This window comes from Mesorhizobium sp. BR1-1-16, assembly GCF_020165495.1.
In the GTDB taxonomy this organism is placed as follows: domain Bacteria; phylum Pseudomonadota; class Alphaproteobacteria; order Rhizobiales; family Kaistiaceae; genus Kaistia.
On record NZ_JAIUIE010000001.1, the window covers coordinates 21423 to 45043 of the forward strand.

Annotated in this window: 24 protein-coding genes; 12 read left to right on the forward strand and 12 right to left on the reverse strand. The window is 65.5% G+C overall.

Annotated elements, in window-relative coordinates; translation table 11 throughout:
• Window positions 1–30: 30 nt before the first annotated feature.
• Window positions 31–960: a glutaminase gene (locus tag LB518_RS00100; protein WP_224571668.1), complete on the forward strand. Its 930-nt coding sequence runs from the start codon at window positions 31–33 to the stop codon at window positions 958–960.
• Here the strand turns inward: LB518_RS00100 and LB518_RS00105 are convergent.
• Together LB518_RS00105 and LB518_RS00110 are read right to left on the reverse strand one after the other, a co-directional pair.
• Window positions 957–1601, reverse strand: a complete 645-nt coding sequence (locus LB518_RS00105) for a chloramphenicol phosphotransferase CPT family protein (protein WP_224574214.1) — start codon at window positions 1599–1601, stop codon at window positions 957–959. The genes LB518_RS00100 and LB518_RS00105 overlap by 4 nt on opposite strands.
• 5 nt (window positions 1602–1606) lie before the next feature.
• Window positions 1607–2488, reverse strand: a complete 882-nt coding sequence (locus LB518_RS00110; protein WP_224571670.1) for a LysR substrate-binding domain-containing protein — start codon at window positions 2486–2488, stop codon at window positions 1607–1609.
• A gap of 270 nt (window positions 2489–2758) precedes the next feature.
• On the opposite strand from LB518_RS00110, the gene LB518_RS00115 reads away from it, so the two are divergent.
• Entirely contained in the window at window positions 2759–3109 is a 351-nt protein-coding gene (locus LB518_RS00115) for a DUF1127 domain-containing protein (RefSeq protein ID WP_224571680.1), read from the forward strand.
• Window positions 3110–3265: 156 nt separating this feature from the next.
• Here LB518_RS00115 and LB518_RS00120 read toward each other — a convergent pair whose 3' ends face one another.
• The 3 genes from LB518_RS00120 to LB518_RS00130 all read right to left on the reverse strand — a co-directional run bounded on the left by LB518_RS00120 (window position 3266) and on the right by LB518_RS00130 (window position 6304).
• Window positions 3266–3961 (reverse strand): DUF937 domain-containing protein, encoded by a 696-nt coding sequence (locus tag LB518_RS00120; RefSeq protein WP_224571682.1) that lies wholly within the window; start codon window positions 3959–3961, stop codon window positions 3266–3268.
• A gap of 102 nt (window positions 3962–4063) precedes the next feature.
• Window positions 4064–4891, reverse strand: coding sequence for a universal stress protein (locus LB518_RS00125; protein WP_224571683.1), 828 nt, complete (start codon window positions 4889–4891; stop codon window positions 4064–4066).
• Between the two features lie 42 nt (window positions 4892–4933).
• Window positions 4934–6304, reverse strand: a complete 1371-nt coding sequence (locus tag LB518_RS00130; RefSeq protein WP_224571685.1) for a glutamate--cysteine ligase — start codon at window positions 6302–6304, stop codon at window positions 4934–4936.
• A 172-nt stretch (window positions 6305–6476) separates the two neighbouring features.
• Between LB518_RS00130 and LB518_RS00135 the strand changes: the two genes are divergently transcribed.
• Together LB518_RS00135 and LB518_RS00140 are read left to right on the forward strand one after the other, a co-directional pair.
• Window positions 6477–7223, forward strand: coding sequence for an SDR family NAD(P)-dependent oxidoreductase (locus tag LB518_RS00135; protein WP_224571687.1), 747 nt, complete (start codon window positions 6477–6479; stop codon window positions 7221–7223).
• Between the two features lie 94 nt (window positions 7224–7317).
• Entirely contained in the window at window positions 7318–7689 is a 372-nt protein-coding gene (locus LB518_RS00140) for a hypothetical protein (protein WP_224571689.1), read from the forward strand.
• Between the two features lie 35 nt (window positions 7690–7724).
• Here the strand turns inward: LB518_RS00140 and LB518_RS00145 are convergent, their stop codons facing one another.
• Window positions 7725–8558, reverse strand: coding sequence for a FadR/GntR family transcriptional regulator (locus LB518_RS00145; RefSeq protein WP_224574216.1), 834 nt, complete (start codon window positions 8556–8558; stop codon window positions 7725–7727).
• A gap of 107 nt (window positions 8559–8665) precedes the next feature.
• On the opposite strand from LB518_RS00145, the gene LB518_RS00150 reads away from it, so the two are divergent.
• From LB518_RS00150 to LB518_RS00160, 3 genes are all read left to right on the forward strand, one after another.
• Window positions 8666–9805 carry an alpha-hydroxy acid oxidase gene (locus LB518_RS00150; protein WP_224574218.1) on the forward strand — a complete coding sequence of 380 codons (1140 nt, stop codon included), beginning with the start codon at window positions 8666–8668 and terminating at the stop codon, window positions 9803–9805.
• Between the two features lie 64 nt (window positions 9806–9869).
• The gene (locus LB518_RS00155; RefSeq protein ID WP_502845765.1) at window positions 9870–11375 is read left to right on the forward strand and encodes an argininosuccinate lyase; all 1506 of its coding nucleotides are present in this window, start codon (window positions 9870–9872) and stop codon (window positions 11373–11375) included.
• A 74-nt stretch (window positions 11376–11449) separates the two neighbouring features.
• Window positions 11450–12730: a DUF3422 family protein gene (locus LB518_RS00160; protein ID WP_224571690.1), complete on the forward strand. Its 1281-nt coding sequence runs from the start codon at window positions 11450–11452 to the stop codon at window positions 12728–12730.
• A gap of 24 nt (window positions 12731–12754) precedes the next feature.
• Here the strand turns inward: LB518_RS00160 and LB518_RS00165 are convergent, their stop codons facing one another.
• Window positions 12755–13684 carry a LysR family transcriptional regulator gene (locus tag LB518_RS00165; RefSeq protein ID WP_224571692.1) on the reverse strand — a complete coding sequence of 310 codons (930 nt, stop codon included), beginning with the start codon at window positions 13682–13684 and terminating at the stop codon, window positions 12755–12757.
• Between the two features lie 123 nt (window positions 13685–13807).
• Between LB518_RS00165 and LB518_RS00170 the strand changes: the two genes are divergently transcribed.
• Genes LB518_RS00170 through glcF form a run of 3 tightly spaced genes read left to right on the forward strand, consistent with a single transcriptional unit; the run spans window position 13808 to window position 17708 of the window.
• Complete coding sequence (locus tag LB518_RS00170) at window positions 13808–15241, forward strand: FAD-linked oxidase C-terminal domain-containing protein (RefSeq protein WP_224571694.1); 1434 nt, start codon at window positions 13808–13810, stop codon at window positions 15239–15241.
• A complete protein-coding gene (locus LB518_RS00175) occupies window positions 15238–16404 on the forward strand; it encodes an FAD-binding protein (protein ID WP_224571695.1) in 1167 nt (388 codons plus the stop codon). The genes LB518_RS00170 and LB518_RS00175 overlap by 4 nt, the downstream gene beginning before the upstream one ends.
• A 2-nt stretch (window positions 16405–16406) precedes the next feature.
• Window positions 16407–17708 (forward strand): glycolate oxidase subunit GlcF, encoded by a 1302-nt coding sequence (glcF, locus tag LB518_RS00180; protein ID WP_224571697.1) that lies wholly within the window; start codon window positions 16407–16409, stop codon window positions 17706–17708.
• A gap of 55 nt (window positions 17709–17763) precedes the next feature.
• On the opposite strand, the gene LB518_RS00185 is transcribed toward glcF, so the two are convergent.
• From LB518_RS00185 to LB518_RS00195, 3 genes are all read right to left on the reverse strand, one after another.
• Window positions 17764–18786, reverse strand: a complete 1023-nt coding sequence (locus tag LB518_RS00185) for an LLM class flavin-dependent oxidoreductase (protein ID WP_224571699.1) — start codon at window positions 18784–18786, stop codon at window positions 17764–17766.
• A gap of 112 nt (window positions 18787–18898) precedes the next feature.
• On the reverse strand, window positions 18899–19471 hold the full coding sequence (locus LB518_RS00190; RefSeq protein WP_224571701.1) for a hypothetical protein: 573 nt from the start codon (window positions 19469–19471) through the stop codon (window positions 18899–18901).
• Window positions 19472–19551: 80 nt separating this feature from the next.
• On the reverse strand, window positions 19552–20232 hold the full coding sequence (locus LB518_RS00195) for a TetR/AcrR family transcriptional regulator (protein ID WP_224571703.1): 681 nt from the start codon (window positions 20230–20232) through the stop codon (window positions 19552–19554).
• Between the two features lie 2 nt (window positions 20233–20234).
• Here LB518_RS00195 and LB518_RS00200 point away from each other — a divergent pair, with 2 nt between their 5' ends.
• Window positions 20235–20717, forward strand: coding sequence for a cupin domain-containing protein (locus tag LB518_RS00200; RefSeq protein ID WP_224571704.1), 483 nt, complete (start codon window positions 20235–20237; stop codon window positions 20715–20717).
• Between the two features lie 27 nt (window positions 20718–20744).
• Here the strand turns inward: LB518_RS00200 and LB518_RS00205 are convergent, their stop codons facing one another.
• The gene (locus tag LB518_RS00205; RefSeq protein ID WP_224571706.1) at window positions 20745–22127 is read right to left on the reverse strand and encodes an ADP-ribosylglycohydrolase family protein; all 1383 of its coding nucleotides are present in this window, start codon (window positions 22125–22127) and stop codon (window positions 20745–20747) included.
• A 111-nt stretch (window positions 22128–22238) separates the two neighbouring features.
• Here LB518_RS00205 and LB518_RS00210 point away from each other — a divergent pair, with 111 nt between their 5' ends.
• Complete coding sequence (locus tag LB518_RS00210) at window positions 22239–22802, forward strand: DUF1697 domain-containing protein (RefSeq protein ID WP_224571708.1); 564 nt, start codon at window positions 22239–22241, stop codon at window positions 22800–22802.
• Here the strand turns inward: LB518_RS00210 and budA are convergent.
• A complete protein-coding gene (budA, locus tag LB518_RS00215; RefSeq protein WP_224571710.1) occupies window positions 22799–23620 on the reverse strand; it encodes an acetolactate decarboxylase in 822 nt (273 codons plus the stop codon). The genes LB518_RS00210 and budA overlap by 4 nt on opposite strands.
• Between the last annotated feature and the right edge of the window lies 1 nt (window position 23621).

Below are 23621 nucleotides of genomic sequence, written 5' to 3' on the forward strand. Positions count from 1 at the left end.
TCCGCTTCGCTCGAAATGCTTCGGGACTTCATGCCAGATCTTCAGACCGTCCTCGACGAGATCACCGCCGATTTGAAGACCGCGAGCGAGCGCGGCGCCGTCGCGAGCTATATTCCGGAGCTGGCCAAAGTCGATCCGGGCCATTTCGGCATCGCGGTGCTGACGCCTGACGGGGCGATCCATGCGGCCGGCGATGCCGAGGTGCCGTTTTCGATCCAGAGCATCTCGAAAGTGTTCACGCTGACGCTCGCGCTCGGACAGGTCGGCGACACCCTTTGGAACCGGGTCGGCCGCGAGCCCTCGGGCAATCCATTCAATTCGATCGTCCAGCTCGAATATGAGCATGGCATCCCGCGCAATCCGCTGATCAATGCCGGCGCGCTGGTCGTGACGGACGTGATCCTCGCCGGCTACAGGCCGCGCGAGGCGATCGGCCTGATCCTCAGCTTCATGCGCTCGCTGGCCGGCGACGACAGCATTATCATCGATGTCGACGTGGCCCGCTCCGAGGAGGAGACCGGGTTCCGCAATCGGGCGCTCGCCAACTACATGAAGGCGTATGACAATATCCGCCATCCCGTCGAACTGACGACAGGCGTCTATTTCCATCAATGCGCCATCGCCATGAGCTGCCGCCAACTGGCCGTCGCCGGCAGCTTCCTGGCCGGGCAGGGGCGGCATCCGCTGACCGGCAACAAGGTGGTATCGGCCGAGCGGGCGCGGCGGATCAATGCGGTGATGCTGACCTGTGGCCATTATGACGGCTCAGGCGAATTCGCCTTTCGCGTTGGTATCCCCGGCAAGAGCGGCGTCGGCGGCGGCATCCTCGCGATCGTTCCCGGCAAGGCCTCGATCGCCGTCTGGTCGCCTGGCCTCAACACGGTCGGAAACTCGCTGCTCGGCTCGCGCGCGCTGGAGCGGCTCGCCAAGGCGATGGATTGGTCGGTGTTCGGGCCTTAGGGCGCAGCAGGCGGCCTATTCGCCAGTTGCTCAAAAGCCGTGGGATGCGAAAGCCCGCGCTCGAAATGGGCGAGAATGGCGGCCGCAGACTGTTCGGGCGTGAGCACCGATGTATCAAGTTCGAGATCGTAGATGCCGTGCGCATGCACGTCGCTCTGCCAGCGCTTGACCGGCTCAGGGACGGGAATCGTTGCGCTGCCGCGCGCATAAAGCGTTTCGCGGCCAGGCACTGCGATCTCGCGCCGCGCCATGATCACGTCGACGGGGCAATGGACGCCGACGAGCAGCGCCGGGAGTCCGCCGAGGCGTTGGGCGCAATCGGCAAGGATGCCCAGCGGCTGCGAATGGGCGTCGTGATGGCCAAGATCAGCGACCACGTCGAGGCCGAGCCGGCTATGCGCCGCGATCGATTCGTAGAGGGCGTCATAGAGGCGCGGCAGCAGCGGCTCGAGATCCGGCCGTTCACCACCTGGTCTGAGGCCGATCCCGGGCGAGAGACGCGGCGGCAGCATGCCGGCCATATGCGTGTCGACGCCGAGATTGATCCAGATGCCGTCCTCGCGTGCCTGCAGCGCCTTGACGATCGAGGATTTCCCCGATCGCGGCGCGCCATTGAGGACGACGATGCGGCCGGGTCGCATGGCGCTCACTCGGCCGCGATCCGCATCGAGAGGTTGTCCAGAGAGGACACGATGTGTTCCGCCAGCGCTTCGACCAGCGGTGTTGAGGGCCGGTTCGGCGCCCGCATCAGGCCGATTTCGCAGGGCGAAAGGCGCGGCAGGCCTTCGGCCTCGCCGAGAACGCGCATGCCGGGCCGTAAGGCCGATTCGGGCAGGACGGATATGGCGAGTCCGGCGAGAACGGCGGCGGCGAGGGCGGTCGAGTTGTTGGAGGCATAGAGCAGCCGGTTCTTTCGGCCGATTGTCCCGAGCGCTTCCATCGCGTCCTTGCGCCAGCAGCAGGTATCGCGGCCGAGCGCCAGCGGCAGTACCTCTTCCTCCTCGAGCCGATGCTGATTGGAGACGACCCAGAGCAGCGGCTCCTGGCGCACCACCTCGGCCGTCGTCGTGTCCTTGACGCTGGTCACGATGGCGAGATCGATCGATCCGGCGCGTAGACATTCGACCAGCTGCAGGGTCGGCTCGCAGACGACGGTCACCTCGACACGAGGATTGGAGCGCGAGAAGCGGGCGAGGATCTCGGGCAGAAACCGGTCGGCATAGTCATCGGGCGTGCCGAGGCGAACGCGGCCTGAGAGTTCGTCGTCGTCGAAGGCGGCGACGGTTTCGTCGGAAAGCCGGATCAGGCGGCGGGCATAGCCGAGCAGCCGCTCGCCTTCCTCGGTCAGCTTGGCGCTGCGGCCATCGCGGCCGAAGATCGGCTTGCCGATCCGCTCTTCCAGCCGCCGCATCTGCATCGAGACGGCTGACTGGGTCTTGTGCACCGTTTCGGCGGCCCGCGTGAAGCTGCCGGCGTCGCAGATCGCGACGAAAGTGCGGAGTTGGTCGAGATCGAGCATGGCGGCCATGTGCGATACCTCACATTTGCCCATCGCGTGGGCGATTGCCGAGCAAATTGCGCCACTTGGCAGGAAACGGGTGGCTGGCTGCCGCCGGGCGGTGCATCAAGACAGCAACGGCGCTGTCAAGCATCATCAATTCCGATGGCTGATATTAGAAACATTCGTTGGAATGATCAATGCGAATGCGCCAATGTTCGATTGTTCCCAGGGCGCATGCCGAGCAGCCCCTCCCGAAGAGCGGGAGGACCTCGAAGCGTCAGCCGATGGAGGCACACCATGACGACATTCGAGACGTTCACCACCGAGAGCCGTTCGACGGCGCGCCACGGAATCGCGGGTCTCATCGCGAACGCCTGCGCATCCGCAATGCTCCGTATTCGCGTCTGGAAAAATCGTCGCCAGGTAGCCCGCCTGCTGAGCTGGGACGATCACATGCTGCGCGATATCGGTCTGACACAGGGCGATGTCTACTGCGCCATGGCAACCCGCGTCGACGAGGATGCCTCGGTTCAGCTTTCGATGCTCTCGCTCGAGCGGCGCTTTGCCCGCAACGCGCAGATGCGCGAGCGCCTTGCCCATGGCGCCGAACTCCATGTCGGATCGGCGCGCTACCGGGCCAAGGTCTAGCCTCCAGCGAAGCGAGCCACCTCCCGCTTCGCCGCGAAATCCACCCCATCGGACTCCGGTTCCCGGCGTCCTGTTCCCTGCAGCCGGAACCCTCTCGATCCCCGGGGCGGTTCCGCACTTGGCCCGCCGTTCATCGGCGGGCCTTTTTCGTTTGGGTCAGTCCTTCTTCTGCGGCGCGAACTGATCGAAGATGTGCTCCATCGACTTCCAGTAGGCGTCGGTCATCGACCGGTTCGCATCGAACAGCCGGTCGATCACTTCCTCATTGCTGGCGGGCGCATCGGCAGCGGGCTCCGGCTCCTTCTCGGGCTCGGTGGTCTTGCCGAGAAAGCTGTTCATCAGCACGACGAATGGCAGATCGGGCTGCTTCTGGGCCTTGGGCTTCGGCGGCTGCGTCATGTCCTGCATGAAGCGCATGAACGGATTTTCGATCGTTTCCGTCTGTCGCTGCAGCCCGCCCATCATCATGTTGGCGACGACGGGCATCATGCGCCGCACCACGTCCTGCGTGATGCCGGTTGCCGCCTCGACCTGGAGCGAGACGGCCCGCGCGATCTCCGGCGAACCGAACAGCTTTTCGAGCATGCCGTTGCCATCGTCCATCGCCTTTGGCGACATCGCGGCGAAGGGATTGTCGAAATAGGATTGGTAGGGACCGCTGCCGAGCGCCTGCCAGAACGCGGCGACGCCGAACGGATCGGCGGCGTTCTTGCGCATGCCGAGCCAGAAGGCCGGCATCATCGCCTCGACGGCACGCGCCTGCTGTTCGGCCGACAGGCCGAACTCCTTCTGCATCATCGTGCCGAAAGAACTCTGCTGAGCTTCCCGCATCAGATCGAAGAAGGTTTTCATCGCATGCTCCCCTTGGAGCCGCCATGATCGGGCCGCGCCGGTCATTCGTCAAATCGGCACCGCGCCGGCTGCGTCAGCCGGCGCTCCCGTTGACCGGTCGCCTCAATGCGCCATGAGAATCGGGATCGACTGCTTGTGCAGCATGCCGCGAGTCGCGCCGCCGAGAATCCATTCGAGCAGGCGGCTGTGGCCATAGGCGCCCATCACGATGAGGCCGGCGCCTGTCTCGGTTGCCTGCTGGCGAAGCGCCGCGGCGACATCCTTGTGCGGATTGGGAATCGTGTGGGTCGTTGCCGCAATGCCGTGCCGGGCCAGATAGCCTGTCACGCGCTGGCCGGTCGGCAGGTCCTTGCCGTCATCGACGATGACGATGTCGACGGCATCCGCGGCGGCGAGGAAGGGAAGCGCCGAGCGAACGGCGCGGGCCGCGGTAATGGTACCATCCCAGGCGATGATGACGCGGCCAAGATTGAGGCTCGCGGGGGGCGCAGCGCGCGGAATGATCAGCAGCGGCGCGCCGGCATGGAAGAGAATCGCTTCGATCAGAGGCTCGCGCACGGGCTCGGGCTGGTCGCGATCGTCCTCGGCGACGATGACGAGATCGGCGAGCCGCAGTTCATGGACGACTTCATCGAGGCCGCCGGCCGAAATGATCTCGACGGAGCGCGTCTCTGCCGTGACGCCGTTCGCCTGGACCGCCGCAAGAAAGGCCGCATCGGCCGCCTTGGCGCCCCGCACAGCTTCGTTGCGGGCGCTGACCATGAAATCGACGGGGACCGGAGCAACGGCATAGCCAGGAACGACGGGATCATAGACGAGGCTGAGGCCCGTCAGATGGCCACCGAACCGCTTGGTGAGATCGATCGCCACGGGAAGGGCCGGCCGCTCGCCGCGCTGGTCGACGACGACGGTAATGTCCTTGATATCCATCCTGGCTCTCCTCGATCGATGCCGGCCCCCGGCCGTCAGACGTCAATAAGCATGCCGCCTGAATACTTCGCGAATATCGCCGTGCCAATCGCCATGATAGGCGGCGAGCAGGCGCTCGGCGGGCGTCATGCCGCTGGCGACCGTTTCCTGCAGCGGCGCGAGATAGACGCTTTCATCGACGCCTTCGCTGTTGAGCCGCGCGCGGCGCGCCAGCCCGGCGCGGGCGATCTCGACCATCTCGCCGGCGATCTCGCGCACTGTCCGCGTGCGGAACGGCGTCTTGAGGCCGAGACGGGGAACCATGTCGCGCAGGGACTGACGCTCTTCGGCGGTCCAGTCGGCGATGAGGTCATAAGCGGCGTCGAGCGCGGTCTGGTCATAGAGGAGGCCGACCCAAAGCGCCGGCAGGGCCGTCAACGTGCGCCATGGACCGGCGTCGGCGCCGCGCATCTCGATGTATTTCTTCAGCCGGACGTCGGGGAACAGCGTCGTCAGATGGTTGTTCCAGTCCGAGAGGGTCGCGCGCTCGCCCGGCAGCCCCGGCAGGCGGCCATCGAGCAGGTCACGGAACGACTGCCCGGCGACGTCATGGTAGAAGTCGCCGCGCTTCACGAAATACATCGGCACGTCGAGCGCCCATTCGACATAGGATTCGAAACCGAAGCCGGCGTCGAAGACGAAAGGAATGAGGCCCGAACGCTGGTTGTCGGTGTCGCGCCAGATTTCCGCACGGTTCGAAAGCAAGCCGTTGGCGGCGTTGTCGAGGAACGGCGAATTTGCGAAAAGCGCGGTCGCTACCGGCTGCAGGGCCAGCGAGACGCGCATCTTCTTGATCATGTCCGCCTCGTCGGCGAAGTCGAGATTGACCTGCACCGTCGAGGTCCGGAACATCATGTCGAGGCCGCGGGTGCCAACCTTCGGCATGTAGCGGGCCATGATCTCGTAACGCGACTTCGGCATTACCGGCGTCTCGGCCAGCGACCAGATCGGCGACGCGCCGAGGCCGATGAAGCCGATGCCGAGCGGCTCGGCGCATTCGCGGACCTGCGCGAGATGGGCGTGCAGTTCGCGGCAGGTCTGATGCACGGTCTCGAGCGGCGCGCCGGAAAGTTCGAACTGTCCGCCGGGCTCCAGCGAGATGGCGCCGCCGCCGACCGGATCGACCAGGCCGATGATCAGGCCGCGATCCTCGATCGGCTGCCAGCCGAGCAGGCCTTCCATGAGGCGAAGGATGCGCTCGATCCCGCGCGGACCCTCATAGGGAACCGGCGTGAGGTCATCCTTGTAGAAGCCGAATTTCTCGTGTTCGGTGCCGATGCGCCATTGGCTCTCCGGCTTGCCGCCTGACGCGATCGCCCCGATGAGATCGTCGCGAGATTCGACGATCGTGGAATCGGACACGTCGCGGGCCATGATGTCTCCGGCTTCGAAAAGGATCGGCACATTAGCTACGCCCTCGACGCTCGGCAAGGAAGGTCGTGACGGCAAATTCGCCGCGACCTCACATGGCTGGCTGTGGATCGCCGGATGGACGCGCCGCGGGAAATCATGCAGCGATAGTCCTGAGCCAGAACAGGAGGAACCCATGGCAATGGATGAACGGCAGGTCGCGGTCATCACCGGCGGAACGCGCGGCATTGGGGCGGCAATCGCAAAGGCCCTGGCGGCGCGCGGTGTGGATCTCGTCCTGTTCGGGCGCAATCGCGACGCTGAAGTCGACGCACTTCTGACCGAGCTCGGCGCCGTAACCACGGTCCATTTCGAATCGGGTGACGCCGGCGATCCCGAGACAGCCGAACGCCTCGTCGCAGCGACGCTCGCAAAATTTGGCCGCATCGACTATCTGGTGCCGGCGGCTGGTGGCGCAGTGCCCGGCACGGCGCTCTCGATCAGCCTTGATGCTTGGGACGAGGCGTTCCGCGTCCATGTCCACGCGCCATTCCACCTGTATCGCGCAGCCCATGCCGCGCTCGCAAAGCAGGGCGGGGCGATGCTGCTCGTGTCTTCAGTTGCCGGGTTACGAGGCTGCCCGGGCACGGTCGCTTACCAGACGGTGAAGGGCGCGCTGCCGCAGATGGGCCGTGCGCTTGCCCGCGACCATGGCCACGAGAACATCCGCGTGAACACCATCTGCCCCGGCATCATCGAAACGCGGTTCCATGCGGCGATGACGCCCGAGGCGCGGCAGAATAATCTCGACAACCGCATTCCGCTGCGTCGCTTCGGGACATCCGAGGACGTCGCCAGCGCAGCGGTCGAGCTGCTGACCAACCCCTTCATCACCGGAGAAACGCTGGTGGTCGATGGCGGCATGAGCATGCGGATGGTTTGACGGCGAAGCGGCGCGCGGGAACGAAAAAGCCTCAAGGGGCGTTCTTGTCTACGATCGGTGGCCGTGGTGCCGCCAGAAGACAAGGATAAAAGCCATGAAAATCCGCAGCTTGATCGGTTCCGCCGTCTTCGCCGTCGGCCTCGTGGCGGCAACCGCTGCCGGCGCCCAGGGCGTCATCATCGACCAGGGCGGCGTGCGCGTGGTGCCGCCGTCGCAGGAGGTGGCACCGCCGCCACCCGGCCGTTGGGACCGCGGTCCCGACTATGGCGCCAATGACGAGGAGATCGGTCCGCGTGAGGCGCGCCGCATCGCTCGGTCAGCCGGACTGATCGAGACCTATGGCGTCGATCGCCAGGGCCGCGTCTGGGTGGTGGAAGGCGCTGATCGTCGCGGCCGCGCCATGCGTGTCGTGATCAGCGCGCGCTCGGGCGACATCGTCAATGTCGACCGCGCCCGAAGGGGCTGATCAGCGGCGCCCTACAGACAGGTGCTGCGCGCAGCTTACCCGGATGGCTCGGTGTCACCGTCCGTTGCGTTATCTTTCTTGCGGATTGGCCGCGTCGCGGCCGCCCGCTCTTCGAACTGAAGCAGGCGCAGCGAGCTGATTTCAGCCCGCGCGCCTGCTTCCATATCGGCCTTGAGTGATGCTTCGACATAGGCGATATGCGCTCGCGCCGCCTGCCGGGCGACGTCGCTCTGGCCCGCGACGATCGCGGACAGCAATCCCCGATGCTGGGCGAGCAACTCGTCCCGGGAACCCGAATGACCATAGAGCCGGCTGCGGCTGTAGAAAACGCCGTCCGCGAGCAGGCGGTAGCAGGCCCGCAGCACATGGATCATGACGATGTTGTGTGAGGCTTCGCCAATCGCCTGGTGAAACTCGACATCGAGAGCAGCCTCGCGCCGGAAATCTGCCTCGCCATGCGCCGCCTCCATGGCCGAGAAGATGCGCGCCAGAATGGTGCGATCCGATTCTGTGGCGCGGGCTGCCGCCATGGCCGCTGCCGTCGCCTCCACCTCACGCCGGAATTCGAGATAGTCGGCGCCAGCCTTTTGTGAGCCGGCGATGAGATCGATCACCGGGCCGGCAAAGAGCGTCCCCTCGATCGGCGCGACATAATTGCCGCCGCCATGCCGGCTCTCGATCAGGCCGCGTCCCTCCAGCCCCTTCAATGCTTCGCGCAGCACAGGCCGGGAAACGTCCAGTCGCGCTGCCAGATCCCGCTCTCCTGGCAGCCGGTCGCCCGGATGCAGCACGCCTTCCAGGATCAGCAGTTCGATCTGCCGGCTGACTTCATCAGCGGTGGGGCGGGATTTGATGGGTTGAAACGGCATGAAGATGAGATTATGAGCCTTGGAAGGAGTGGTCAATTAAATGATCCAGTTTTCCGTCGCGCTGGCTGAAGCGGCGGGTTTCCAATAGATGGATGGCATCCATGTCTATCGCGACCGCGACTTCGATCGACGACCTCCGGCTGATGGCGAAGCGGCGCGTTCCCAAGGCCTTTTTCGAATATTGCGATCACGGCTCCTATGCCGAGGAGACGCTGAACGCCAACCGTGCCGACCTGAAGGCGCTGAGGCTGCGCCAGCGTGTGATGGTCGATGTCGCCAACCGCTCGACCGAAACGACCATCCTCGGTGAAAAGGTGGCTTTCCCATTTGCGCTTGCCCCGACCGGCCTGACCGGTATGCAGCATGCCGATGGCGAGATCCTCGCGGCGCGCGCTGCCGAGCGGGTCGGCATTCCGTTCTGCCTTTCCACGATGTCGATCTGTTCGATCGAGGACGTCGCCGCCGGGACCACGAAGCCGTTCTGGTTCCAGCTCTATGTCATGAAGGATCGCGGCTTCGCCAAGTCGCTCGTCGACCGCGCGATCGCCGCAAAGTGCAGCGCGCTGGTCTTGACGGTCGATCTGCAGGTACAGGGCCAGCGTCACCGTGACATCAAGAACGGCATGACCGTGCCGCCGCGTGTCACGCTGGCCAATGTGCTCGATATCGCCACCAAGCCGGACTGGGCTCTGAAGGTCCTGCGCGGCAAGCGCAAGACATTTGGCAATCTCGATGGCTTCGTGAAGGGCATGTCCGGCGTCAAGTCGCTCGGCCAGTGGATCGCGGGACAATTCGATCCCGCGCTCAACTGGAACGACGTCGCCTGGATCCGCTCGATCTGGCCCGGCAAGCTCATCATCAAGGGCGTGCTTGACGTCGATGATGCCCGCGCCGCTGCCGGGACGGGTGCCGATGCCATCGTCGTGTCCAATCATGGTGGCCGCCAGCTCGACGGCGCGCCCTCGGCCATCTCGACCCTGCCGCGCATCGTCGAGGCGGTCGGCGGCGACACGGAAGTGATGTTCGACAGCGGCATCCGGTCGGGTCAGGACGTGCTGCGCGCCCTCGCGCTCGGCGCGAAGAGCTGCATGATCGGCCGCGCCTTCCTTTACGGTCTTGGCGCGGGCGGCGAAGCCGGGGTGGCCAAGGCGATCGACATCATCGGCCGCGAACTGGACGTGTCGATGGCACTCACCGGTCGCCGCACGATTGCCGAGATCGACGGCACGGTCATCGATCGGGGCTAGCCGGCTGCCGGCTTCCTCCCTAGGCTCGACCGAATGATCGAGCTTTGGGACGGACAGATCGGTAATGGGCACGCTTCAATCCGGCGACAGGTCGCAGTTTCCTGATCCGGTCTTCCGCGACACGGTGTTGAAGCCGCTCTTCGACGGCGCACGGCATCACCACGCCGAGGCGCTGCGGCGCATCGATTTCGCCCATCTGGTGATGCTGGTCGAGACCGGCATTCTGGATCCCTCGCAGGGTGGCGCGATCGCCCGCGCGCTCATGGCGATGGAGCGGGAGATCGATCCTGCCGCGCTCGCCTATGGCGGCGATGTCGAAGACTACTTCTTCCACATGGAGAAGGAGCTGAAACGCCGCGCGGGTGCCGATACAGGTGGCCGACTGCATACGGCGCGTTCGCGCAACGACATCGACCATACCTTCCTGAAACTTGGTCTGCTCGCGCGCATCGACCCGTTTCTGGCGGCTCTCCGTCACCTGCTCCAGATGCTGATCGAAACGGCCGCGCGGGACCGGGATACGCTGATCGTCGCCTATACGCATGGGCAGCCGGCGCAGCCCTCGACCTATGGACATTATCTCGCGGCGATCATCGAGGTGCTGATCCGCGATATCCAGCGGATCGAAGCCGCCGGTGCGATCGTCGATCTCTGCCCGCTTGGCGCGGCGGCGATCACGACCACCGGCTTTCCAACCGATCGTCACCGTGTCGCGGAATTGCTCGGCTTCGTCGCGCCGCTGCAAAATTCCTATGCCTGCATCGCGGCGGTGGATTATCTGACGGCTACCTATGATGCGCTGGCGCTGGTCTTTCTTCATCTCGGCCGCCCAGTCCAGGACTTCCTGTTCTGGTCGAGCTTCGAGGTCGGCCAGCTCTATCTGCCGAACGCCTTCGTGCAGATCTCGTCGATCATGCCGCAGAAGCGCAATCCGGTGCCGTTCGAGCATTTGCGCCATCTGGCTGGCCAGACGGTCGGTCGCGCCCGCGCCGTCGTCGACCTCCTCCACAACACGCCCTTCACCGATATGACCGATAGCGAGGCGGAGACCCATGAGATGGGCTACCAGGCCTTCGAGGTCGGACTTCGTGTCCTCGCGCTGCTGACCGCAACGCTTGAGGCGGCGCGCATCGATCCGGAACGTGTCGCCGTCAATCTCGACCGCTCCTGTGCCACGATCACGGAACTTGCCGATCGCCTGGTGCGCGAGGAGGGGCTCCCGTTCCGGCTTGCCCATGAGATCGCCGCCGAGGTGGCGCGGGCGGTCGTCGCGGCGTCCGGAAGCTTGCAGCAAGACGGCTATCCCGCCTTCGTTGCGGCTTTCGAGGCTCATGTCGGGCGCCGCCCGGCGGCCGACATGGCTGCGTTCGCGGATATGGTGTCGCCGGAGGCGTTCATAGCCGTCCGCGATCGCTTTGGCGGCCCGGCGCCCGCGGCGCTCGATGCAGCGCTCGCCGACTATCGATCGGCGCTGGGGGATTTCGAACGGCGGGCCTGTGAAGCTGCGCAGCGCCGGGCCGATGCTGCGGCCATGCTCGCCCGCCGGGTCGAGGAGATCGCGCGCGGCTGAGGCAGGCGTGCCAGCGTGTCGCGGCGGGATCAAGCATCCTGAGAACTATGGTAGCGCAGTCCGGGGGGATCATGATGCGCGAAGGCCCGAGGCGGTTTGCCGACCATCCATTGCGGAATGCCGCGCTACACGAGGTGCATGCGCGGCCGTTCCACATGATCGAGGCGCCGCGCCTCGTCCTCCACTATGCGTTCATGACAGACACCGCGCAGTCGGATGCCGCGCGCCACGATCTCGCGGCGCTCTGCCGAAGGATCGGCGAGCCGCAGCCCGGGCCGGAGGCACGCCATCATGTGATGACGATTGCGGGCGGCTTCCTGCGCTGGGAAAGCCATGCCGAATTCACGACCTATAGCTGGGACGTGCGGGGAGGGGCCGGCGCGCTGCCGGCGGAGACGCCATTCGGGACCGCCTTCGAGCCCCCGGGGCCGCTGATGGTCGCGGCGCGGCTCGATCTCGTTGCCGACCTGCGCCCGCCGGCCGAACTCTTCGCGGCCTTCGACCCCGGATCGCTCGCCGCTTCACAGGCGGCCGGCGGCCGTGCCCTGATCGCCACCGATTTTCGCGAGGATGGCGATGGCTTCACCCGCCTCCTCGTCGTCGATCGCGGCCTCGGCCCGCAGGAGGCTGGCCCGCTGGTGCAGCGCCTGCTGGAGACCGAGACCTATCGCGTGATGGCCATGCTGGGTCTTCCCGAGGCGCAGCGGCTGCAGCCCGAGATCCGCCGCATCGAGACGCAACTCGTCGACGATACGCGCCGCTTCCGCAATAGCGGCGGCTTCGACACCAACCGTCTCCTGCTCGATGATTTGACTGCGCTCGCCGGCGATCTCGAGGCCGGCGCGGCGGAATCGGCGTTCCGCTTCGGCGCCAGCCGCGCCTATGCCGAGATCGTCAGCCTCCGCCTCAACGCCCTGGATGAGCAGCCGATCGAGGGCTATTCGAGCTTCACCGCGTTCCTCGCCCGCCGCATGGCACCCGCGATGCGCACGTGCCTGACGCTGGAGCAGCGCCAGCAGGATCTCTCGCGCAAGCTCGCCCGCGCCGCGGCTCTGCTGCGCGCCCGCGTCGATGTTGAGCTTTCGCAGCAAAATCGCGCGCTGCTCGATTCCATGAACCGCCGTGCCCGCCTGCAATTGCGGTTGCAGCAGACCGTCGAAGGACTTTCGGTCGCGGCCGTCAGCTATTATGTCGTCGGCCTCATCAGCCATCTCGCCGAAGGTGCACCGCTCTTTGGCCTTCACATCGAAGCCGGCGAACTCGCCGCGCTCGCCGTCATTCCCGTCGCACTCGCCGTCTGGTTCATGGTTCGGCGCATTCGCTCGCACCATTCGGCCGCGGCGGATGAGGAATAGCTCGGCGGTCGCGGGGCGAAGGCGTCAACCGCCGATCATCGCCTCGAGCCCGTCGTCCCATGCCGGATGCTCGCCATAGAGACCGGCGAGATAGTCGATGAACAACCGGACCTTGGCGGCGAGATAGCGACGGCTCGGATAGACGGCGTGAACCGCGACGCGGCGCGAGGTGCGATAGGCCGGCAGCACATGCACCAGTTGCCCGGTGCGAAGCTCCGGCCCGACATCCCATGTCGAGCGCAACGCGATGCCGAGACCGCCGAGCACGGCCGCACGCACCACTTCGTTTGAATTGGTCCTAAGCCGTCCGTCGATATGCACGGTCACCGGGCCGTCATTGCCCTCTAGGCGCCAAGGATCCTGTCCGGCGGTGGCGAGGAGCGCATGGCGCGACAGATCGGCGATGCTGGTCGGCGTGCCATGTCCCGTGAGATAGCCCGGCGTCGCGCAAAGCAGGCGATGATTGGGCGCCAGGCGGCGGGCGACGAGGCTCGAATCGGTCAGCTCCGCGATGCGGATCGCGACATCGACGCCCTCCTTCACGAGATCGACGAAATCATCGGAGAGCGCAAGATTGACCGTGAGGCCCGGATTGGCTTCGAGGAAGCGGCCGAGATGCGGCGCGACATGCAGCCTTCCGAACGACGTCGGCGCCGAGATCTTGAGCGTTCCCCGCGCGACATCCGAGCGGCGACTGACATAGGCCTCGGCCTCCTCGATCGAGGCGAGGATCTGCACGACGCGGTCATGGAAGCCGCGCCCGGCCTCGGTCAGCGCGATCTGCCGCGTCGTGCGCTGGAGGAGCCGCGTGCCGAGCCGCTCCTCGAGCCGCTTCAGCCGCTTGGATACGACGGCCGGCGAAAGGCCGAGTTCGCGCCCCGCCGCCGAAAGGCTGCCGGCGGTGATCACCCGCGCAAAGATTTCCATGTCTGTGAAGGCGCTCATGACCGGCATCGTGGCAATAAAAGCCGGCGATTTTCAACCCCAGGGAAACGATGATTGTTGGCGGCGCGGCTTTAGGCGATGGTGGCTCCGTCCTAGAGTGTTCATGCCGTTGCCGACCGGCGGGAGGAACCCATGTCAGCTATCCTGATGCCGAAGCCGGACGAGCGGGTGCTGGCCCGTCGTGACACGATCATTGCCGGCCTCGCGGCCCTGTTGCCACCCGAGGCGCTGATCACGTCCGAGGACGAGCGCCGCGCCTATGAGACCGATGCGCTCACCGCTTATCGGCAGATGCCGCTGGCGGTGGTCCTGCCGCAAACGACTGCGCAAGTCGCGGCCATCCTTGCCTTTTTGAATGCCGAGGGCGTCAAGGTGGTGGCGCGCGGGGCGGGGACGTCGCTCGCCGGTGGCGCGCTGCCGACGGCCGATGCCGTGGTGCTTGGCGTCTCCAAGATGAACCGGGTTCTGAATGTCGATATCCCCAATCGCACCATCCGCGTCGAAGCCGGGGTTACCAATCTCGGCGTTTCCGCCGCGGTCCAGCATCTTGGCTTCTTCTACGCGCCCGACCCGTCGAGCCAGCTTGCCTGCACGATTGCCGGCAATATCGGCATGAATTCCGGCGGCGCGCATTGCCTCAAATATGGTGTCACCACCAACAATGTGCTCGGCGTCAAGATGGTGATGATCGACGGCACGATCGTCGAGATCGGCGGCGAGGCACTCGATGCGGCCGGGCTCGACCTGCTGGGTCTGATTGTCGGCTCGGAAGGCCAGATCGGTGTCGTGACCGAGGCGACGCTGCGCATCCTGCCGCTCGCGGAGGGTGCGCGGCCCATGCTGATGGGCTTCCAGTCGGCCGAGGCATGCGGCGCCTGTGTCGCGGCAATCATCGGCTCCGGGATCATCCCGGTCGCGATCGAATATATGGACCGCCCGGCGATCCGCGTCTGCGAAGCCTTCGCTCATGCCGGCTATCCGCTTGATGTCGAGGCGCTGCTGATCATCGAGGTCGAGGGCTCCGAGGAGGAGATCGCCGATCTCATCTCGCGCATCACCGCGATTGCCGCCGAATTCAACCCGTCGACGCTGAAAGTGTCGCAATCCGAGGCCGAGAGCGCCGCGATCTGGAAGGGCCGGAAGTCCGCTTTCGGCGCCATGGGCCGCATCGCCGACTATATGTGCATGGACGGCACCATCCCGACCGGCCAGCTCCCACGCGTGCTCACAGGCATCGCCGATATCTGCAACGGCTACGGGCTCGAGGTCGCCAATATCTTCCACGCCGGCGACGGCAATCTGCATCCGCTGGTGCTCTTCAACGCCAACAAGCCGGGTGAGCTTGAGAAGGCGGAAGCCGCCGGCGCCGACATCCTGAAGCTCTGCGTCGAGGTTGGCGGCTGCCTGACCGGCGAACATGGCGTCGGCGTTGAGAAGCGCGAATTGATGGTGCACCAGTTCAACACGATCGACCTGGACCAACAGATGCGCATCAAGACCGCGCTCGATCCGCAATGGCTGCTCAATCCGCACAAGGTTTTCCCGCTCGAAGGACGACCAGTTTGACGTCCATACTTCTCCCCGACAGCGAGGCCGAGCTCGAGGCGATCATTGCCGAGGCCGCCGCGACCGCATCGCCGATCGCCATTCATGGCGGCGGGAGCCGCGATATCGGCCGGCCCGTTCAGGCGGCGCGTGTGCTGTCGACGCAGGCGATGACCGGCGTGACCCTCTATGAGCCGCATGAACTGGTCTTGTCCGCCCGCGCCGGCACGCCGCTTGCTGAGATCGAGGCGCTGCTCGACCAGAACCGCCAGCGCCTTGCTTTCGAGCCGATCGATTATCGGCCGCTGCTCGGCACACACGGCCAACCGACAATCGGCGGCGTCACGGCGTCGAATGCGAGCGGCCCACGGCGGATCCAGGCCGGAGCGGCACGCGATCATCTGATCGGGATCCGCGCCACCACCGGCCGCGGCGAGACGATCAAGTCGGGCGGCCGCGTGATGAAGAACGTCACCGGCTATGACTTCGTGAAGCTGCTCGCTGGCTCATGGGGGACGCTCGGCGTGCTGACTGAAGTGACCTACAAGCTGCTGCCGAAAGCGGAGACCGAGACGACGCTCGTTTTTGAGGGTCTCGACGATATCCGCGCCGTCGAGGCGATGACCACCGCGCTCGGAACGCCGTTCGAGATCACCGGCGCCGCGCATCTGCCGGGAACGCCTTCGCAGACGCTGCTCCGCTTCGAGGGCTTCGCCAATTCCTGCGAATATCGCACCGCGCGGCTGCGCGAGCTGCTCGCCGCCTTTGGCGATGCGGAGGCTGTTCGCGATGGCGCATCCGCCGATCTCTGGCGCGCCATCCGCGATGCGGGTCCGCTCGATGCCGGCGAGGACGAGGTCGTCTGGCGCATTTCGGTCAAGCCGACAGACGGCCCGGCGGTCGCCGCACGGCTGCATGCGGAACTCGGCGCACGCTACTTCTTTGATTGGTCGGGCGGGCTCGTTTGGGCCACGATCACGGGCCCGACGGACGGTGGCGCGGCGAGCGTGCGCAGCCTGATGGCGGCGCTCGGTGGCCATGCCACCATGATCCGCGCGCCGCATGGCCTCCGCGCCTCCATCGCAGCGTTCCAGCCGGAAGCGCCGGCGGTCAAGGCGATCACCCGCAGCATCCGCGAGAGCTTCGACCCGGCCGGCGTGCTTAATCCGGGACGGATGGGATAACAATGCAAACCTCGTTCACCCTCGCCCAGCTTGCCGATCCGGACACGCGCGAATCCGAGAAGATCCTTCGGACCTGCGTTCATTGCGGCTTCTGCACGGCGACCTGCCCGACCTATCTGCTGCTGGGCGACGAGCTCGACAGCCCGCGTGGCCGCATCTACCTGATCAAGGACATGCTGGAGGGCGGCAAGCCGGCCAATGACGAGGTCGTCAAGCATGTCGACCGTTGTCTTTCATGCCTTTCCTGCATGACGACTTGCCCATCGGGCGTGCACTACATGCATCTCGTCGATCATGCGCGGGCGCATATCGAGGAGACCTATCGCCGGCCCTTCGCCGATCGTGTGATGCGCAGCCTGATCGCGCATGTGCTGCCCTATCGCAGCCGCTTTCGGCTGGCGTTGGTCGGCGCTGCCGCGGCGCGGCCTTTCGCGCGCAGCATCGGACGCATGCCGGGCCTTGCCCGCATCGGCGCGATGCTGGCGCTCGCGCCGCGCTTTCCCTCGGGTCGCAGCACGTCCGAAGTGCCGGGCACCTTCACAGCGGAGGGGCAGCGGCGGGGGCGCGTCGCACTGCTCGCCGGCTGCGTCCAGCCGGTGCTCGATCCCGCCATCAACGAGGCGGCGATCCGCCTGCTGACGCGCATCGGCGTCGAAGTGGTCATCGCCAAGGGCGACAAATGCTGCGGTTCGCTGGCCCATCACATGGGCCGTTCGGACGATGCGCATGCGACCGCGAAGGCGACGATCGACGGCTGGATCGCCGAGATGGACGGCGCGGGGCTCGACGCCATCCTCGTCACTGCTTCCGGCTGCGGCACGACGATCAAGGACTACGGCTTCATGTTCCGAGAGGATCCGGCCTATGCCGAAAAGGCGGCGCGGGTCTCGTCCATCGCTCGCGACATCACCGAATATCTGGAAACGCTCAAGCTGGAGCGCGCCGCGCCGCCCGAGCCGCTGACCGTCGCCTATCACTCGGCCTGCTCGTTGCAGCACGGCCAGCAGATCAAGGTGACGCCGAAGACGCTGCTGCAGCGTGCCGGGTTCACCGTGCGCGACGTCCCCGAGGGTCATATCTGCTGCGGTTCGGCCGGGACCTACAACATGCTGCAGCCCGAGATTTCGGGCCAGCTCAAGGCGCGCAAGCTCGCCAACATTGCCAAGGTGAAACCCGACATCATTGCCGCCGGCAATATCGGCTGCATGACGCAGCTCGCCTCGGGCACGGCGACGCCGGTGGTGCACACGATCGAGTTGCTCGACTGGGCCTATGGCGGTCCGAAGCCTGAGGGCATCGCGTAAAGCCTTCTGCGAAAGCGCGGCATCTTGAGAATGCCGCGCCTTAGCGATGGCTGCGTCAGCGCCAGCCGAGCGCCGGTGCCACATGCTTCAGGATGGCCTCGATCACATGGGCGTTGTAGTCGACGCCGAGCTGGTTCGGGACGGTCAGAAGCAACGTATCCGCCGCCGCGACAGCTTCGTCCTGCTTCAGCTCCGCGATCAGCGCGTCCGGCTCGGCCGCATAGCTGCGGCCGAAGATCGCCCGCGTGTTCTCATCGATGAAACCAACCTGATCGCGGTCCTGCCCGCTGCGGCCGAAATAGGCGCGGTCGCGGTCGTCCATGATCGCGAAGATGCTGCGGCTCACCGAGACGCGCGGGGTCCGCTCATGGCCAGCTTCTTTCCAGGCCTCGCGAAAGGCTTCGATCTGTTTCGCCTGCTGGATATGGAACGGCTCGCCGGTCTCATCGTCCTTTAGTGTCGAACTCTGCAGGTTCATGCCCATCTTGGCGGCCCAGCGCGCGGTCGCGTTCGAACCGGCACCCCACCAGATGCGCTCGCGCAGCCCTGCCGAAAAAGGCTCAAGCCGCAGCAGCCCAGGCGGATTGGGGAACATCGGCCGCGGATTGGGCTTGGCGAAGCCTTCGCCGCGCAGCACGTCGAGGAACACCTCGGCATGGCGGCGACCCATATCCGCATCCGTCTGGCCCTCGGCCGGCGCATAGCCGAAATGGCGCCAGCCATCGATCACCTGTTCGGGCGAACCGCGGCTGATGCCGAGCTGGAGCCGGCCGCCCGAGATGATGTCGGCGGCGCCAGCATCCTCGACCATGTAGAGCGGGTTCTCATAGCGCATGTCGATGACGCCCGTGCCGATCTCGATGCGCTTGGTCTTGGCGCCGACGGCCGCGAGAAGCGGGAACGGCGAGGCGAGCTGGCGCGCGAAGTGGTGCACGCGGAAATAGGCACCGTCCGCTCCGAGTTCTTCGGCGGCGACGGCCAAGTCGATCGATTGCAGCAGCGTGTCGGAGGCCGACCGCGTGCCCGATTGGGGGGAGGGCGACCAGTGCCCGAACGAAAGAAAGCCGATCTTCTTCATGAATTGAACGCCCGTTGCCCGTGATTCTGTGTGCAGCACAGATGGCCGTTGCTGAAGCTCGGGGCAAGTCGCGCGGGCCTTCGGGCGCGGTGCGTTTCGATGGACGCTCTGTTCACTGCTCGGCGCTGCAGCGCAGATTGTTTGATCGCGTCAGCTTTCCGCTGGTGAAATCGAAGGTGGCCAGCGCCTCGATCACCGGGGTCAATCCATTCTTCTCGATCGAGGCGAGATCTTTGCAGTTCTTCTTGGTCGCCTTTTCGGCGCTGCCGGTCCAGAACACCACCTTGGATGAATCGATCTTGATATCGTCGTCGGAATAGCCGCCTGAAAAGACCTGTTTCTTGCTCGCGAGGTCATAGATCAGCAGGTCGCGGTCCGGACCGGTTCCCGCGTCGATCAGCAAATAATTGCCGACGAGCTTGAGCAGGTAAAACGCGTCGTCGCGAGATCCGACGACGAAGTCCGTCTTCAGCTTCTTGGTGCTGCAGGCTGGCTTCGGCGAGGCCGTGTTGTCACGCACGAGATAGGTGTTGCCGACATCCTCGCCATGCGAAACCTCGACGATCAGATAGGACGCATTCGAGGTGCATTTCGGCGCCGCTAGCGCTGGCGTTGCAAGGCCTGCGGCGAGGGCAATACCGAGGCCGATCGAGCCGCATAACATCCGTCTTGGCCAGGCAGCCATATTCCCCGTCTCCCATCCTGTTCGATCGAGCGGAAGCCCCCGCCAGATCGCAGGATGATCCGTGCGGATAGAGCCCCGCGTCAAGCGATAGCTGGTTCCACAAGCGCGCCCCGGACGATGATCCGCGCCAGACCGCGGGCCTCGTTCTCGATCGCTTCCGCCGACAGTCCACAAACGTCACCGAGCACCACTACGGTTTCGATCCCGGTCAGGAGCGCGAGGCCGTGAACGATGCGATCAAGCGCGGCGGGGGGGAGTTCGGTCGCAACCGGCGTGAGCGCTTGCCGGATCCAGCCCAGCCGCCGTCCGCCGCGCGGCGCCGCAGGCCGCTTTCCACCCCCAACCGAGACGCTGAGAAAGGTGCGGAAGAGCGCCTCGTTGGCCAGCACCAGCCCGATGATCGAGCCGACGATGATCTCGGCGCGTTCGGCGGGAGTGGCCTCATCAGGGGCCTGGGCAAAGCGGACTTCGGCAAATTCGCGGGCTATGGCATCGAGCACAGCCTCCTGCGCCATCGCCTCCGGCGCCGAGAAATAGCGATAGGCCGTGGCGCGCGAGATCTGGGCCCGGTCGGCCGCCTCGGCAACGGTGGGGTGCATTCCTTCCGCCAGAAGATCGCGCGCCGCCGCCAGCAGCGCATTCCGCGTCCGCTGTTTTTGTGCAACCCGCTCGAAACTCTCTTGACTGGCCACAGTAAAACCTCTTATGAGACAAATGTCGCGTAACGATAAAAATGTATCACCAGCAAGGGACTTTCGCAATCATGACTGCCCATCAGACCGTTCAGGCCCAGCCCAAGACCGTCCCCGAGACGATCCACCTGCTTGGCACGCTCGTCACCTTCCGCGCCCTCTCTGCCGATACGGAAGGCGCCTTCTCGCTGGTCGAGGCGCTGACGGCGCCCGGCCAAGGCACGCCGCCCCATCTCCAGCGTGATGACGCGGAAGCCTTTTACGTGCTTGAGGGAGAGTTCGAATTCATGCTCGCGGGAGCCACAGCGCGCAGCGGGCCGGGCGCGTTTCATTATGTGCCGCGCGGCGTTCCACACGGCTTTCGCAATCCGGGCGACAAGCCCGCGCGCATGCTGATCATCAATCTGCCGGGTGGCCTGCATGAGAATTTCTTCCGCGAAGCCGGCGATCCTGTCGCGGATAGTTCGGTGTTTCCGCCGATGACGCCGCCCGACATTCCCCGTCTGGTTGCCGCCGCGGGGCGCTATGGCATCGAGATGCTGCCGCCGGCATGACGCGGCAGCCCAATGCGATCCGGCAGGCTATTGCGCCTTCCGGATCGCGGCGACCGTCAGGTCGATAAGGGCGCTCGTGGTCGTCTTGGCCGGACGGCGCATATAGGTGACGAGGTCGTCGCCGATAGGGCTGGTCCAGCGCTTGTCGATCGCGGCCATGCCCTTCGCCGCGCCGATCGCCGACAGCATCTGTGCAGCGTTGCAGTCGACGTCATGGCCGCAGCCGCCGATAATCGCCAGCGTCTCGTCGAAATCGCCCTCGCCAAACCAGAGCGCGACAACCTGCGCCGCTGCATTTGGATAGGCGTGGATCCAGTTATATTCGACATATTCGGCGTCGCAGCGTGCCCAGGCTGTCTCCCAGTCGGGCGCGGTCTTCGCCGCCTCGAGCGCAAAGCGCACCACCGCGCCATATTCGGTGTCGGCCGGCATCAGCGCGACAGTTTCTTCGGTGAGTGCGCGGAAGTCGTTCGTGACAAATGCGCGGGCGACGAGCACGGCGTTGAACACCTCGCCGAGAATGCCGTTGCCGGTGTGCGAGACTTCGGCGTCCAGCCAGGCGAGACGCGCGGCCTCGCGGGCGCGGCCGGGCGCGACCATGCCGCAGATCGCGCCGCGCATCTGCGCGCCGATCCACTCGTCGAACGGATTGCCATCCTCGGCCGAAAGCGGCGGATAAAGGCCGCGCTTCAGATTGTCGAGGGCGATGGCTTCGGCTGACCAGGCGACGGGAATGAGCCCCACCCAGCGATCGGCGACATCGGCGCTGGTCACGGCATGGCCCTTGTCCTCGAAGGCATAGAGGAAGGCGAGCTCGAAGGTGATGTCGTCATTGTAGGTGTTCGGCGGCCGCATGTAGCGGTCGATCCGTCCGAAGGCGGCCTTCAGCTTTTCGGCCGTATAGCCTTCGAGCGCCGTGCCGACGGCCGCGCCGATGATCTGGCCCCACCAGGCGCCGGCGATCCGGTCGCGGAACCCATCCGCCCCGACGTCGACCGCGACATCGGCCGGAAAGGCTGCGCCGGCCGCGAATTCATCGAAGCGCGCGATGCGGCGCGTCTGTTGCGAGGGATGGTCCGGGTCAGGCGCAGCAGCGCGCAGGACAGCCTTGAGGCGCGCGTGAATCGCATGCAGTCTTTCGTAATCGCCGCGCGCGCAGGCCTCAAGGCCTGACTTGAGCAGATCCTCAAGCGGCGGGACGCGCCAGCCCTTGTTTTCAAGTGACTGCACGGCTGCGACGGCGAGGCTCTCGGGCGCGCCGGAGCCGGGCACATTCGATTGCCAGAACAGCTTCAGCCAGAAATCCTGTTCGCGAATCGCCGCCGACGCATCCCAGGTCTGCTCCTCTTCGGCCAAGAGAACCGGCTCGGCGTTGCGGAGGAGGTCGCGGGCGTATTCCCAGGCTTTCATCGAGGCTCCTGCTAGTGGATGTTCGCGGGCGTTTCCGCGAGCCGGCAGAGGTTAAGGGATTTCACCGGCCTGTCGACAGCCAAGCCGTTCGATATCGAGGAGTTTTCAACGATGGCGAGCTATGTCGCGCTGCTTTATTCGATCGTCCTCGGCGAGGGCCGACGCGTCATGATGGCCGATCTTCGCGCGATGGCCGCTGGACTGGGCCTTGGTCATCCCGAAACCGTGGTCGCCACCGGCAATCTGGTCTTCGACGCCGACGACACCCCGATCGCCACGCTGGAGCAGCAACTGGAAGCAGCCTTCGTCGCGCGGTTCGGCAAGCGGGTCGACATCATCCTGCGCGGTGCCTGGGCATGGCATCGGCTCGCGGCCGGCAATCCCTTCCGCGAAGCTGCTGCCGCTGATGGAAGCCTCGTGCATGTCCGCGTGATGCGGGAAAGGCTGACCGACAAAGAACTGGATCGCCTCGCGCCCTATGCAAGCGGGGGCGAGCAGATGCGCGTCGTCGATGGCGATCTCTGGATCCATTTCGCTGGCCAGCGGCCAAGCGAGGGTCGAATGCTGGGCCAGCTTTCGGCGCGCCGCGGCGGCATCGGAACGGTCCGCAACTGGAACACCGTCGTCAAGATCGCCGCGATGCTCGAGGCTCGCGGACAGGCAGCGGAACCCTAGTGATCATGCTCGGCGAAGGCGAGCGCCGCAGCCGTATCGCCGCTGATATGCGCCTTCAGGAACGCCTCGGTTTCCGGCAGCGCCAGATGGAATTGCGTCAGCGGCTCGACCTGCAACGTCAAGCGGTCGGCCTTGATGTCGAGGACATGTCCGCCCTTAAGGCGATCGCGCGAGATGAAATGAAAATGATAGCCGGCGACGCTGAACGGGCCTGAGAATTCCGGCGACCAGATGCCGACCAGCGTCCCCTCGATATCCGTCAGCGTGAATTCATGCTGGGTCTTCACCGCGTCGACGAGCTTGGTGCCCGGCGGCGGCGGGCTGACCGCGCGAGCCTTCACGGCTGCGAAGCGGCCATCGAGCCGCATCGCGTAGAAGATGTTGCCGGAAGCGCGGAACGGGTCGCAGAGCGCTTCGAGATGGGAAAAGCTCGTCACTTCGGCGATCGCCGCCTGCTGTTCGGAGGCGAAGCGCGTGACGATCGCGAAGGGCACGCCAGCGTCTTCCGGCGCTTCGGTGACGGTGCCCGAAACATCCGCGTGATAGGCGCGGCCATCGAGGATGATCATCTCGCCGTCGAGCCCAGTGAAGGTGCCGAGCCCGAAATCGCCATGGTCGAGGATCGTCGCGACGCTGGCCTCGCGGTCATAGACGCCGGCGACGAGTGCGCCTGACGTTGAAACCTGGAACACGGTGTGCAGCGATGTCTCGAAATAAGCCGCAAGCGCATCGCGGACGATGGCATCGAGGCTTCGGCCGGAGCGCGCGATCTCCGAATGGATGGCGGCGCGCAGAGAGGCCGGGAGCTTGATGTGCATA

What these genes read in the sequence shown, in the direction of transcription:
- LB518_RS00100 (WP_224571668.1), top strand. Translation starts at nt 31, where the DNA reads ATGCCAGATCTTCAGACCGTCCTCGACGAGATCACCGCCGATTTGAAG.
- LB518_RS00105 (WP_224574214.1), bottom strand. Translation starts at nt 1,601, where the DNA reads ATGCGACCCGGCCGCATCGTCGTCCTCAATGGCGCGCCGCGATCGGGG.
- LB518_RS00110 (WP_224571670.1), bottom strand. Translation starts at nt 2,488, where the DNA reads ATGGCCGCCATGCTCGATCTCGACCAACTCCGCACTTTCGTCGCGATC.
- LB518_RS00115 (WP_224571680.1), top strand. Translation starts at nt 2,759, where the DNA reads ATGACGACATTCGAGACGTTCACCACCGAGAGCCGTTCGACGGCGCGC.
- LB518_RS00120 (WP_224571682.1), bottom strand. Translation starts at nt 3,961, where the DNA reads ATGAAAACCTTCTTCGATCTGATGCGGGAAGCTCAGCAGAGTTCTTTC.
- LB518_RS00125 (WP_224571683.1), bottom strand. Translation starts at nt 4,891, where the DNA reads ATGGATATCAAGGACATTACCGTCGTCGTCGACCAGCGCGGCGAGCGG.
- LB518_RS00130 (WP_224571685.1), bottom strand. Translation starts at nt 6,304, where the DNA reads ATGGCCCGCGACGTGTCCGATTCCACGATCGTCGAATCTCGCGACGAT.
- LB518_RS00135 (WP_224571687.1), top strand. Translation starts at nt 6,477, where the DNA reads ATGGCAATGGATGAACGGCAGGTCGCGGTCATCACCGGCGGAACGCGC.
- LB518_RS00140 (WP_224571689.1), top strand. Translation starts at nt 7,318, where the DNA reads ATGAAAATCCGCAGCTTGATCGGTTCCGCCGTCTTCGCCGTCGGCCTC.
- LB518_RS00145 (WP_224574216.1), bottom strand. Translation starts at nt 8,558, where the DNA reads ATGCCGTTTCAACCCATCAAATCCCGCCCCACCGCTGATGAAGTCAGC.
- LB518_RS00155 (WP_502845765.1), top strand. Translation starts at nt 9,870, where the DNA reads ATGGGCACGCTTCAATCCGGCGACAGGTCGCAGTTTCCTGATCCGGTC.
- LB518_RS00160 (WP_224571690.1), top strand. Translation starts at nt 11,450, where the DNA reads ATGCGCGAAGGCCCGAGGCGGTTTGCCGACCATCCATTGCGGAATGCC.
- LB518_RS00165 (WP_224571692.1), bottom strand. Translation starts at nt 13,684, where the DNA reads ATGCCGGTCATGAGCGCCTTCACAGACATGGAAATCTTTGCGCGGGTG.
- LB518_RS00170 (WP_224571694.1), top strand. Translation starts at nt 13,808, where the DNA reads ATGTCAGCTATCCTGATGCCGAAGCCGGACGAGCGGGTGCTGGCCCGT.
- glcF (WP_224571697.1), top strand. Translation starts at nt 16,407, where the DNA reads ATGCAAACCTCGTTCACCCTCGCCCAGCTTGCCGATCCGGACACGCGC.
- LB518_RS00185 (WP_224571699.1), bottom strand. Translation starts at nt 18,786, where the DNA reads ATGAAGAAGATCGGCTTTCTTTCGTTCGGGCACTGGTCGCCCTCCCCC.
- LB518_RS00190 (WP_224571701.1), bottom strand. Translation starts at nt 19,471, where the DNA reads ATGGCTGCCTGGCCAAGACGGATGTTATGCGGCTCGATCGGCCTCGGT.
- LB518_RS00200 (WP_224571704.1), top strand. Translation starts at nt 20,235, where the DNA reads ATGACTGCCCATCAGACCGTTCAGGCCCAGCCCAAGACCGTCCCCGAG.
- LB518_RS00205 (WP_224571706.1), bottom strand. Translation starts at nt 22,127, where the DNA reads ATGAAAGCCTGGGAATACGCCCGCGACCTCCTCCGCAACGCCGAGCCG.
- LB518_RS00210 (WP_224571708.1), top strand. Translation starts at nt 22,239, where the DNA reads ATGGCGAGCTATGTCGCGCTGCTTTATTCGATCGTCCTCGGCGAGGGC.
- budA (WP_224571710.1), bottom strand. Translation starts at nt 23,620, where the DNA reads ATGCACATCAAGCTCCCGGCCTCTCTGCGCGCCGCCATCCATTCGGAG.